Here is an 11,025-nt window from a genome sequence, read left to right as displayed (position 1 = left end):
GACATCGGTCGATCACCGTGGAGAATCTGCTGACCGAAACCTCCGGCATGAAGGTGGGCGTGCTCACCGAGGGCGTCACCGGGGTGATTCCGATCGATCCGAATAGTGCCGTGCAGGCGCTCGGAGTGCCGTTGGACAATCCGCCGGGCGTGGCATTCAGCTACAGCCAGCGCAATGTCGATCTGCTCGCCTACGTCATCGAATTGGCCGTCGGGGAACCACTGCAGCAGTTCGCGCAGCGTGAGCTTTTCGATCCGCTCGGCATCGAACGCGGCGATTACTACTGGGCGCGCGACCGCGCCGGGCACACCTACGGATACGCGCATCTGATGATCCCGCCGAACGATTTCGCCAAGCTCGGACTGCTGGTGAGCAATAACGGCAGCTGGGGCAGGCAGCAAATCGTCTCCGAGACGTATCTGCGCAAGGCACGCCAACCGTCAGCGGCGAACGATTGCTACGGCTATCTGTTCTGGGTCGGACCGGGATGCGCCGAGACCGCCGCCTACCTGCCCGCCGACATCTACTCGATGTCGGGGCTCGGCATGCAGAACGTCTTCATCATGCCGAGCCTGGATTTGACGGTGGTGTGGACCGGAGTCTTCGGAAATGTCAGCAACGAGGGTATTTCGGGGATCGTGCAGAACACCGAGGAGCTGCCGTACGAATTCTTCCGTCGGCTGTTCGGTGCCTTCGAAGTCCGTCCGGTGCCCGATCCGGGTCCGTATGTGGAGCCGCCGCTGCGTCTGGATCCGAGGCGGTTCGTGGATACGAATCTGCTGCTCGCGGTCTTCGGCATCGGACCTGCGGCATATCCGGACTGCAATGTCTTCAGCTGCCTGAACTATCCATTGGCGCCACCGTTCGCCGATACCGCACCCGGGTGCGCCATTCTGGTCTGCCTCGGTCCGGATCCGCGCACGCCGGGCATCCGCTGAATCACACGCCGAAGAAAGGGATATCGCCTTCCTCAGCACCCTGCGCGAAGAAATGATCCGGCGAGACCGCGATGAACAGGGCATTACCCTCGGCGACGAGTTCACCGCCGTGTTCGAGGCGGGCGTGGATATGCAGTTTGCGCTCGCCTTCGCGCCGATCGAGGATCGCGGTCACGATCATCGGACGATGCAGCGGTGCGGGGCGCACATAGTTCACCTCGAGCTTGGCGGTGACCGCTGGGACGCACATGGCTGTCGGCACCGTGCCGGACGCCTCGTCGAGTACGGCCGCGATGACACCGCCATGTGCGACGCCCGGAGCGCCCTGGTGGCGTTCATCAAGGGTGAAATGGCCGATGATGCGGTCATTTTCGAGGTTCAGTGCGATGCCAACGGCCGCCGGATTCCGTGGTCCACAGCCGAAGCAGCCGTCCACATGTGGCGGCAGCGGACCGTCGGGCATGGGGCTGTTCAGGGGATTCGGCAGGCGCACAATGCTGCTTTCCGCAGTGTTGCTCACGCCGACTCCGCCGCACGTCGAATGTTTGTTCATGATCTGATCTTTCCGCCACAGCGCGACGACGCGGGTGATGGTGCGGACCGGTCCTGGCAGCACTCGATCTACGCCACGGATCACGACGGCGTAGCGGCGCAACCACCGCTCGTCGCGCGCGGTCCATTCGAGGCCGAGCCGCTCACGCAGGATCGGCGGCAGCACACCGGTATTCACCCAGACCGCCAGCGGTCCGACGATTCGCCACATGACGAGCTTCCACAGCCAAACCGGGATCGGCGCGTGCACCCGCGGTCGAGACATCTTCTCCAGCACATCGCCGACGCTCGGGTGATATTCGAGCCGCTCGCGCACAACCCGGTCGAACCATGCCTCGAAGGCGGAAAGATCCTCGGGCACAGCGCGTTCCGGGAGTCCCGCCAGCAATGCGGTGTGCCGCCAGCCGTCGTACAGGTCGGCGCGCTGCGACTCGGTGAGTCCGGAACCGAAACGAGTCGCGACGATTTCGGTGGCCCAATGTGCGGTGGCCAGGACGAAGAAGTAGGCCTCGGGTTCCCAGACGTGATAGCGCCGACCCGCGTGATCGACACCGTCGATGCCCTTGTGCATGGCACGGATGTCGCGGCCGTAGGCGGCGGAGTCGTCGCAGTAGAAGGCCAGGGCGAGAGTCGGCCAGTACGAGCGGTCGAATCGGCCGATCGGATCGGTCTTGAAGATCGAGTGTTCGGCCACGCCCGAGCCGATTACCGGATGCGCTACCTGCAGCAACAATGCGCTCGGGGCGAGCATGATCAACCGCCGGTGTGCGGCGAGGCGGGCGGTCAGCGAGTCCCTGCTCAGGCCGGGTAGGTCGGCGTGCGATGCGTTCAGATCGGACGCTTCGGCGAGTCCGGTCATGCTCACCCTCAATTGGGAACCAGTTGTCTCTCGAATCAAGCTAGATTCAGGAAACAAATGTGTCAAGATTGGCGGATGGCATCCACGGCGCGCACCTACGGCGGGATATCGGCCGATCAGCGACGCGCGACCCGTCGTGACCAGCTCTTGGAGGCCGCCTTCGAGGTAATGGCGACCGAGGGCGCGGCCGGACTGACGATCCGCACGGTCGCCAAAGCCGCCGGACTGTCCACCCGGTTCGTGTACGAGAGTTTCACCGATCTCGACGATCTGATCGGGGCCGCATTCGAGCTGGCTTTTCGCCAGTTCTCGAGCGCCGTCGGTGCGGCCGCCGCGAGCGCGGCACCGGACCGTCGGGCACAGGTCGACGCGGTGGTCGACGCCATGGTCGATTTCTTCCTGGCCGCGCCCGCCAAGGGAAAGATCCTGTCCACCAAGGCATATGGGCATCCGGCCGTGGCCGAGCGGCGGCTGGCGCGCTCGGAGGATGTGTCGCGTGCGTTCCGCGGAATCCTGGCGCAGCTGGTTCCCGACCGCGCTCCGGACGATCCCGCCATCGACCTCACCGCACGCTTTCTGGTCGGCGCGTTCGGCGACACTGTCACCGCCTGGATCCAGCAGGCGCTGCCCTACCCCCGCGACGAATTCGTGCACGACAACGTGGAACTGTTCCTCGGCACCATCGCCGCCCTCGAACGCTTGTGATGCCTCCGATCCCGCCCTTGGACCCGCCAGGGAATCCCGCACTGCCAGGATCGCGCACCTCGCATCGCGCCGACCTCGCACACGGTAACGCTGCGTGAGGTAGCCACGGCAGCGCCGGGATCACACACCGAGCTGCCCTGTGCGGAAGGAATCCCGCTCAACGCAATGGAATTGAGCGCGTCGCACAGCAGGCGACCACCTCGCACACGGTATAGACGTTGTGCGAGGTAGTGACGGCTTCTGCGGGAGCGTCAGAGGGGGGTGGTGTGGCGTTTGCGGAGGGTTTGAGTGAGGGGGCCGGGGCGGCCGTCGGCGATCAGACGGCCGTCGACTTCGGCGACCGGGGAGGTGCCGGATGAGGTGCCGGTGACGAAGACTTCGTCGGCTATATAGAGCTCGGTGAGGTCGATGGTGCGTTCGACGATCGGCATGCCGTCTTCCGCGGCGAGGGTGAGGATGGTGCGGCGGTTGATGCCGTCGAGGATGTCGCAGGACACGTCCGGCGTGATCAGGGTGCCGTTGCGGACGAGGAAGATATTGGCGGCGCTGAGTTCGCACACGTGGCCGTTGCCGTCGAGGAAGATGCAGTCGTCGTAGCCGCTGTCGATCGCGTCCTGTTTGGCGAGTACCGAATTGACGTACGCGCCATTGACTTTCGCCCGCGAGGGAATCGCATTGTCCGGAATGCGCCGCCATGGACTGGATTTCAGCCGCATACCGTCCTGGGGCACGATCGGCACCGCGTCGTAGACGAAAATGCTGACCTGGATGGCGCAGCCGCGCACCCGGGTGCCCGGAATCGATTCGACGACATGCACTGTCGCGCGGACGAATACGTCCTCGATCGGCGCATTGGCCGCTGCCAGGTCGATGATCGCCGTGCGGAATCGGGCGAAGTCCCATTCGGCGGCGAACCGGTCGATGCCGATGATCTTGCAGGATTCCTCGAGTCGCCGGAAATGGTCGTCGAGCCGAAATGCGGTGCGTGCCGATCCATCCACAAGCACTGGGAACACTGTGTACACGCTGAGCCCGTACAACACTGCTGACGATGCGACCGCGACCGACGCCTGTTCCGCGTCGATGAGCCGGTCGCCGAAGTACACCTGTGGATAAGGATTCGCCATCGGCGCAGGCTAGCAGTGGGCACCCGGGCGGAGCGAGGGGAATTTCGGCCCACCCGGGCCTGCCGGGTCAGTTCTCCACAAGCCGGGCGAAACGCGCCGTATCCATGTAGTCGCGGAACAGCGTGATCTTGCCGTCGCGGACCCGTACGACATTGACGGAGGTGCGAACTCGCGCCCGCTCGGCGCCGGGCACCGTCATATCCACCTCGTTCTCCACGAAAACCACCTCGGGATCGGCTGTTTCGTACACCTGTGGATAGATCCCGTGCACCTCGATTCGCGAAATTCCGGACCAGCGCTGCGCGAGATGCGCGCGTATCTCCTCGCGCCCGACCAGCCGGTTCGGCATTCCGGGAATCACGAAGGGGATCTCGAACACCGCATCCGGGGCGAGCAGTTCGACGAATGCGTCGGCATCGCGCGCTGGCAGCTCCCGGAACAGCCGTTCGACCAGTTCACGAGGGCTTTCCACCGAAGTCTCCACCATGAAAACACCTGCTTCAAATAAGCGGAACGTTGACCCCGCTTATCATCCGGAACGATCGCCCCGCTTGTCAATGCCTCCAGTAAACTCAGCCCTCATGACCTATCGCGAGGAACCGCGCCCGCTACGCGCCGACGCGCGCCGCAATCGCGACCGCGTACTCGCCGCCGCACAGGAGGCCTTCGCCGCCGAGGGCATTGCGGTCCCGCTCGACGAAATCGCCCGCCGCGCGGGCGTCGGCGCGGGCACCGTCTACCGCCACTTCCCCACCAAAGAAGCCCTTTTCGAAGCCGCGATCGTCGACCGCGTCGAGCGAATGATCACCTATGCCCGCGAACTCGCCACCGCCCCCGACCCCGGCAAAGTCTTCTTCGACTTCCTCGACCGCATGGTCGCCGAGGGCACCGTCAAACGCGACCTGGCCGAAGCGGTGGGCGCCGACGCCCCCGAAAGTCGCAGACCCGCCCACGATCTGAGGGGCGCCATCGCCCAATTACTCACCCGTGCACAACAATCCGGGGACGTACGACGCGATATCGATATCGACGACCTCATGCGCGTCGTCAAGGGCACCTTCTTGGCCGCCAACGCCACCAACACCACCGCGGAACAACGCCGCCGCACCTTCGCGATCGTCTTCGACGGACTACGGCCCCACTGACCGAACCGGGCGGGCAAGGCGCGGTGAGCAGGACCGTTATCGACTCGCGCTGTCCTAGTCGACTGGCGACATATCGTGACGTGGCGCGCGGCAGGCGTCGATGATGATCTTGCGAGCCGCACGACCTTCAGGGCTGGGCATGAGCGCGTAGTTGTGCGGCAGCCCCTGGCCCTCGTGGTAGTCGACCCGTACCCCGGCAGCTTCGGCGCGGCGGGTGAGGGTTCGGGCGTCGGGCAGGACCATTTCGTGGGTGCCGGAAAAGATGGTCAGGGGCGGTAGTCCTTCGACGGGGCCGAACAGGGGGCTGACGCGCGGGTCGCGCAGGTCGAGGCCGTCGGCGTAGATGCGCGCCACCTCGGCCATTCCGGGCCGCTGATGCAACGGATCGACCTGTTCGAGCTCGGCCACTGCCGGGTCGGAAAGGGTGGCGTCGAGCCATGCGGAGATCAGCACGACCCGAGATGGTTGCGGCCCACCCTGATCGCGCAGGACATGTGCTGCCGCCAGTGCCAGCAGGCCGCCCGCCGAATTGCCCATCACCACGGTCTTACCGGAGCCGCGCTGCTCGATCGTGCGGGCGAGTATCGCGGCGGTGGTGGCGACCATGTTTGCGGCGCTGCCATGTGGGATCAGCGGATAGATGGGGACCACGACCTCCGCCGGAATGGCAGCGCCGAGTTCGCGGACGAAACTCCAGTGCGGGCGCACGATCTCGGCGAAAAAGCCGCCGCCGTGCAGGAAAACCACGCTGACGTCGGTGGGTCCGGCGGTCGGCGTGACCCGGAATACGGGCCAACCGTCGAGATCATCCCGGGTGACGGTCGCCGCCTTGCGCAGGAACGCCGGGGGCCGGACCTCTTCGACGCGACGGTCGCGCTTTTCCAGCGCCGCATGAATCCCTTCCGCGCTGCCGAGCATCTGCTTCTGGCCGCGCGATGCCAACAGCGCGGTGATAGCCCTGGTCTGCCAGCTCGGCTTCACGGTAACTCCCTGGGTTGCCATATCCGTTCATCTCCTGTCGTCGCGGCTCGCATCGGCTGATTGCGCCGGGCACCGATTAGCCTGACGAACATGACCGGGACCGCGCTTTCACAAACCTGCGGTGCGCCGGTGCTGTGGATGCGGCCCGCACATGTCGGATATCTCGGCCCGGAACTGGGCGTCGGGATGCATGCCACGTCGATCGGGTATCTCGGCCTGAGCTTGGACGGACCGTTCGCGGTGGAGACGGCCGCGGATGAGGCGATCATCACCCGCAGCGTGTTCATACCGGCTCGGGTACCAGCCCGGATCGTCTCGGAGGGCCGGATCGCATTGCTGTTCGCCGAACCCGGCATCGCGATGATCGCTGGGGTCACCACCGTTTCGGCTAGCAATGTCGAGTCCGCGGCTGTCGATCCGAGCGCGGAAGCCGTCCTCATCACCGCCGCCCGAACCGGTGTCGCCGAGCTGGAGCGCCTGATATCGGTTCGGGAATCGGCCATGGACCCCCGAATCGATGCCATTGTCCGCGACATTCGTGACGACCCGACCGCGCACATCCGCGCCGAGCACGCGGCCGATGCCGCCGGGATGTCGGAAACCCACTTCCTACGAACCTTCGCCGCACACACCGGCACCACATTCCGCCGCTACCGCCAATGGGCGCGGCTCCGAATGGTTTTCGCGAGCCTGGCCGCCGGACACGACCTCACCCGCTGTGCCGCCGATGCCGGATTCGCCTCCCCGTCACACCTGAGCGAAACCTTCCGGCGCACCTTCGGGCTGTCACTGACGGCACTGCTCAACTCGTCGGTGACATTCGATTTCAGATGACCGAAAAGCAAACGGGCCGTTCGGATCTCACGATCGGAACGGCCCGTTCGGTCAATGTCAGCGCTGGGCCAACAGGACTTCGGCGATTTGAATGGTGTTGAGGGCGGCGCCTTTTCGGAGGTTGTCCCCGGAGATGAACAGCGCCAAACCGCGGCCTTCGGGGACGCCCGGATCATGGCGGATGCGGCCGACGAGGGAGTCGTCCTTGCCCGCCGCGGCCAAGGGGGTCGGCACGTCGGTGAGCTCGACGCCGGGCGCCTTGGCGAGGATTTCCTTGGCGCGCTCGACCGAAATCGGTTCGGCGAATTCGGCATTCACCGACAGCGAGTGGCCGGTGAAGACCGGGACACGCACGCAGGTGCCGCTGACCAGCAGGTCGGGCAGGCCGAGGATCTTGCGACTCTCGTTGCGCAGCTTCTGGTCTTCGTCGGTTTCGAAGGAGCCGTCGTCGACCAGCGAACCGGCGAGCGGGATCACATCGAAGGCAATCGGCGCGACGTACTTGTTCGGGGCCGGGAACTGCACCGAATTGCCGTCGTGCACCAGCTTTTCGGCATCGTCGACCACGGCGCGCACCTGGGAGACCAGCTCCTCGACACCGGCCAGGCCGCTGCCGGAGACCGCCTGGTAGCTCGAGATGACCAGGCGCCGCAGACCCGCCACATCGTGCAGCGGCTTGAGCACCGGCATCGCGGCCATGGTGGTGCAGTTCGGGTTGGCGATGATGCCCTTGACCAGATTGCGGGTCTGCTCCGGATTCACCTCGCTCACGACCAGCGGGACCTCGGGATCCTTACGCCAAGCCGACGAGTTGTCGATCACCGTGACACCGGCCGCCGCGAAACGCGGGGCCTGCACGCGCGACATGGTGGCGCCCGCGGAGAACAGCGCGATATCCAGGCCGGTGGGATCGGCGGTCTCGGTGTCCTCGACCACGATTTCGCCGCCGCGCCACGGGAGGGTCTTACCCGCCGAGCGGGCCGAGGCGAAGAAACGCACCTCGTCGGCCGGGAAGTTGCGCTCCTCCAGCAGTTTTCGCATGACGGCGCCGACCTGTCCGGTCGCGCCGACGACTCCTACCCGTACACCCATGCTTATCGTCCTGTTCCCGCGTGGACGACGGCGACCTCGTCGCCGCCCAGATCGAAGGCCTTGTGCAGCACCTGCACGGCCTCGTCCAGTTCGGTGTCCTTGACCAGCACCGAGATCCGGATCTCGGAGGTGGAGATGAGGTCGATATTCACGCCCGCGTTCGCCAGCGCCTCGCAGAAGGTCGCGGTGACGCCGGGGTGGCTCTTCATACCCGCGCCGACGAGGGAGACCTTGCCGATGTGGTCGTCGTAGAGCACCTGCGAGAAACCGATCTCGTCCTGACGCTTGGTCAGCATCTCCACCGCACGCGCGCCCTCGGTCTTGGGCAGGGTGAAGGTGATATCGGTCTTACCCGTCTCGACCTTGGAAATGTTCTGCAGGACCATATCGATATTGATCTCCGCGTCGGCGATCGCGCGGAATACCTTGGCGGCGTAGCCAGGTTCGTCCGGCAGGCCGACCACGGTCACCTTGGCCTCGCTGCGGTCGTGCGCGACGCCCGTGAGGATTGCTTGCTCCAAGGGGATGTCCTCCATCGATCCATAGACGTAGGTGCCGGGCTTGTCGGTGTAGGACGAGCGCACATGCACCGGAACGTTGTAGCGGCGCGCGTATTCCACACAGCGCAGCATGAGTACCTTCGCGCCGCAGGCGGCGAGCTCGAGCATCTCCTCATAGGAGACCTGCTCGAGCTGCTGCGCGTCGGGCACGATCCGCGGGTCGGCGGTGAAGACGCCGTCCACATCGGTGTAGATCTCGCAGACGTCGGCCTCCAGCGCCGCGGCCAGCGCGACCGCCGTGGTGTCGGAGCCGCCGCGGCCGAGCGTGGTGACGTCACGGCTGTCCTGGCTGACGCCCTGGAAACCGGCGACCAGCACGACCAGACCTTCGTCCAGCGCGGCGCGCACCCGGCCCGGGGTGACGTCGATGATCTTGGCGTTACCGTGCGATCCGGTGGTGATCACACCCGCCTGCGAGCCGGTGAACGAGCGAGCCTCGGCGCCCAACGAGTGGATGGCCATGGCGACCAGCGCGTTGGAGATGCGCTCGCCAGAGGTGAGCAACATATCCATTTCGCGGGCGGGCGGCGCAGGCGCCACCTGCTGCGCCAGATCCAGCAACTCGTCGGTGGTATCGCCCATGGCCGAGCAGACGACGACCACGTCGTGGCCCTGCTTCTTCGTCTCGACGATCCGTTCAGCGACGCGCCGGATACGCTCGGCGGTCGCTACCGAGGATCCTCCGTACTTCTGAACAACGAGAGCCACGACAGGGTCCTCCAAGATCGACAATCAGCTGCTAACAGCACCCCAGCGTACCGGCCGAGGTCCAGCGGATCCCTTCCTACCTCCTCAGCCCGCGAGTATCGAAGGGGCAGTTCGCGAATCGATCTTGACCGAAAACGCCTCCTGCCTTCGGTGATCCCTACCAGCCGAGCGGCCACGAGCGCGGCACAGTATCGCGGCGTCGGACATACTATGTTGATGCATCAACCGCTCGATCCGAACTCTCCGCACTCGAGCACGACCACCCTGATCGCGCTCACCCATCCGAGCCTCTCTCGTCTCCGCGAATCGGCTCGAGCACCGCACCATGAGGTGCTTGCGCGGGAGTCGGGGCGGCGCTCAGTTCCACCGGCTGCACGAAAGGTGACAGCGCTGCTGTAGGAAAGCGACAGCGAGGAGGACGATGAGCCCATGAAGAGCACGGTGATCGAGGTGACCACGGGACGATCCGAGGTCGTGTACGACATCACGCCGCAGTGCGCGTCGTTCGCACGCGAGGCGGGCGAGGACGGGCTGCTGCACATCTTCGTGCCGCATGCCACGGCCGGGATCGCGATCATGGAACTCGGCGCGCGCAGCGATGACGACCTGCTCGCCGCATTGCGCGACCTGCTGCCCGCCGACGATCGCTGGCGGCATGCCCACGGCTCCCGCGGGCACGGCCGCTCCCACGTCATGCCCGCGCTGATCCCGCCCTTCGCCACCGTGCCCGTCATCGGCGGCGCACTGACCCTGGGCACCTGGCAATCAATCGCGATGGTCGACCTCAATGTCGATAACCCGGACCGCCAAGTGCGCCTGTCATTTCTACGCGGCTAGCCCCTACCACTGGGCAGACGATCACCATGCGTTCTCGGCAGCATCGGCCGACTCGAGACCAGCAGCGCCGATACATGGTGATCAGCTGTCCAATTTCGGACCACAGGCTCTGGTGAGCCAGGTGACCTGCGCACCGCTGCCGAATTCGGTGCGTTTGGTGGGTGTGAACAAGGTGGGGTCGAATTCGCCCGCGAAGGCCTGGGTTCCGGTTCCAGCCACCACTGGATAACTCTTGATGACGAGCTCATCGATCTCGCCGAGTAGCTGTGCGGCGAGCTTGCCGCCACCCGCCAGCCAGATATCCAGGCCGTCCTCCTGTTTCAGGCGACGTACCAGGCCGACCGGATCGCCCTCGACAAGTTCGACAGTCGGGTCATCGATCCGGCCGAGGGAACTCGACACGATGTACTGGCGCATATGCGCATATGGGCTGGTCACGCCTATGGCCTGGGCCGGAGCATAGGTGCCTCGACCCATGACCAAGGTGTCGAACCTCTGATTCGCCGCATCCACCGCCAGCCCGATATGCGGGCGCACATGGGTCGGCAGGGTCTCCGGGTACTCCGCTTTGATCCAGTCCCACATGTCGTCCACCGGATAGAAGCTGATGTCGTCGCCGGGCCCCGCGATATAGCCGTCGAGGGACATGCCGACGTAGTAGACGAGTTTTCGCATATGAATACCTCT

The 11,025-nt window shown here is 65.3% G+C and carries 12 protein-coding genes; 5 read left to right on the top strand and 7 right to left on the bottom strand.

Going from position 1 to position 11,025, the window contains the following annotated elements:
- A partial coding sequence (locus NP3_RS37145; protein ID WP_063046398.1) for a serine hydrolase domain-containing protein occupies window positions 1-938 on the top strand: 938 nt, incomplete at its 5' end.
- Between the two features lies 1 nt (window position 939).
- Here the strand turns inward: NP3_RS37145 and NP3_RS37140 are convergent.
- On the bottom strand, window positions 940-2,349 hold the full coding sequence (locus tag NP3_RS37140; protein ID WP_063046393.1) for an oxygenase MpaB family protein: 1,410 nt from the start codon (window positions 2,347-2,349) through the stop codon (window positions 940-942).
- 75 nt (window positions 2,350-2,424) lie between these two features.
- Between NP3_RS37140 and NP3_RS37135 the strand changes: the two genes are divergently transcribed.
- Entirely contained in the window at window positions 2,425-3,054 is a 630-nt protein-coding gene (locus NP3_RS37135) for a TetR/AcrR family transcriptional regulator (protein ID WP_063046392.1), read from the top strand.
- A 251-nt stretch (window positions 3,055-3,305) separates the two neighbouring features.
- Here the strand turns inward: NP3_RS37135 and NP3_RS37130 are convergent, their stop codons facing one another.
- Complete coding sequence (locus tag NP3_RS37130) at window positions 3,306-4,181, bottom strand: aminotransferase class IV (RefSeq protein ID WP_063046391.1); 876 nt, start codon at window positions 4,179-4,181, stop codon at window positions 3,306-3,308.
- Window positions 4,182-4,248: 67 nt separating this feature from the next.
- A complete protein-coding gene (locus NP3_RS37125) occupies window positions 4,249-4,668 on the bottom strand; it encodes a nuclear transport factor 2 family protein (RefSeq protein ID WP_063046390.1) in 420 nt (139 codons plus the stop codon).
- A gap of 94 nt (window positions 4,669-4,762) precedes the next feature.
- On the opposite strand from NP3_RS37125, the gene NP3_RS37120 reads away from it, so the two are divergent.
- Window positions 4,763-5,326: a TetR/AcrR family transcriptional regulator gene (locus NP3_RS37120; protein ID WP_063046389.1), complete on the top strand. Its 564-nt coding sequence runs from the start codon at window positions 4,763-4,765 to the stop codon at window positions 5,324-5,326.
- Window positions 5,327-5,380: 54 nt separating this feature from the next.
- Here NP3_RS37120 and NP3_RS37115 read toward each other — a convergent pair whose 3' ends face one another.
- Window positions 5,381-6,328: an alpha/beta fold hydrolase gene (locus tag NP3_RS37115; RefSeq protein WP_063046388.1), complete on the bottom strand. Its 948-nt coding sequence runs from the start codon at window positions 6,326-6,328 to the stop codon at window positions 5,381-5,383.
- A 69-nt stretch (window positions 6,329-6,397) separates the two neighbouring features.
- On the opposite strand from NP3_RS37115, the gene NP3_RS37110 reads away from it, so the two are divergent.
- Window positions 6,398-7,141, top strand: coding sequence for an AraC family transcriptional regulator (locus tag NP3_RS37110; protein ID WP_063046387.1), 744 nt, complete (start codon window positions 6,398-6,400; stop codon window positions 7,139-7,141).
- A 57-nt stretch (window positions 7,142-7,198) separates the two neighbouring features.
- Here the strand turns inward: NP3_RS37110 and NP3_RS37105 are convergent, their stop codons facing one another.
- Both NP3_RS37105 and NP3_RS37100 read right to left on the bottom strand, forming a co-directional pair.
- Window positions 7,199-8,233: an aspartate-semialdehyde dehydrogenase gene (locus NP3_RS37105; protein WP_063046386.1), complete on the bottom strand. Its 1,035-nt coding sequence runs from the start codon at window positions 8,231-8,233 to the stop codon at window positions 7,199-7,201.
- A 2-nt stretch (window positions 8,234-8,235) separates the two neighbouring features.
- Window positions 8,236-9,501, bottom strand: a complete 1,266-nt coding sequence (locus NP3_RS37100; protein WP_063046385.1) for an aspartate kinase — start codon at window positions 9,499-9,501, stop codon at window positions 8,236-8,238.
- 429 nt (window positions 9,502-9,930) lie between these two features.
- On the opposite strand from NP3_RS37100, the gene NP3_RS37095 reads away from it, so the two are divergent.
- A complete protein-coding gene (locus NP3_RS37095) occupies window positions 9,931-10,338 on the top strand; it encodes a YjbQ family protein (protein ID WP_063046384.1) in 408 nt (135 codons plus the stop codon).
- Between the two features lie 81 nt (window positions 10,339-10,419).
- Here the strand turns inward: NP3_RS37095 and NP3_RS37090 are convergent, their stop codons facing one another.
- Window positions 10,420-11,013 carry a dihydrofolate reductase family protein gene (locus tag NP3_RS37090; RefSeq protein ID WP_063046383.1) on the bottom strand — a complete coding sequence of 198 codons (594 nt, stop codon included), beginning with the start codon at window positions 11,011-11,013 and terminating at the stop codon, window positions 10,420-10,422.
- Between the last annotated feature and the right edge of the window lie 12 nt (window positions 11,014-11,025).

Origin of the sequence: Nocardia pseudovaccinii NBRC 100343 (assembly GCF_001613225.1) — a bacterium.
Classification (GTDB): domain Bacteria; phylum Actinomycetota; class Actinomycetes; order Mycobacteriales; family Mycobacteriaceae; genus Nocardia; species Nocardia pseudovaccinii.
Note: the sequence above shows the minus strand (reverse complement) of the source record. Positions and strands in the feature narration are given on the sequence as shown.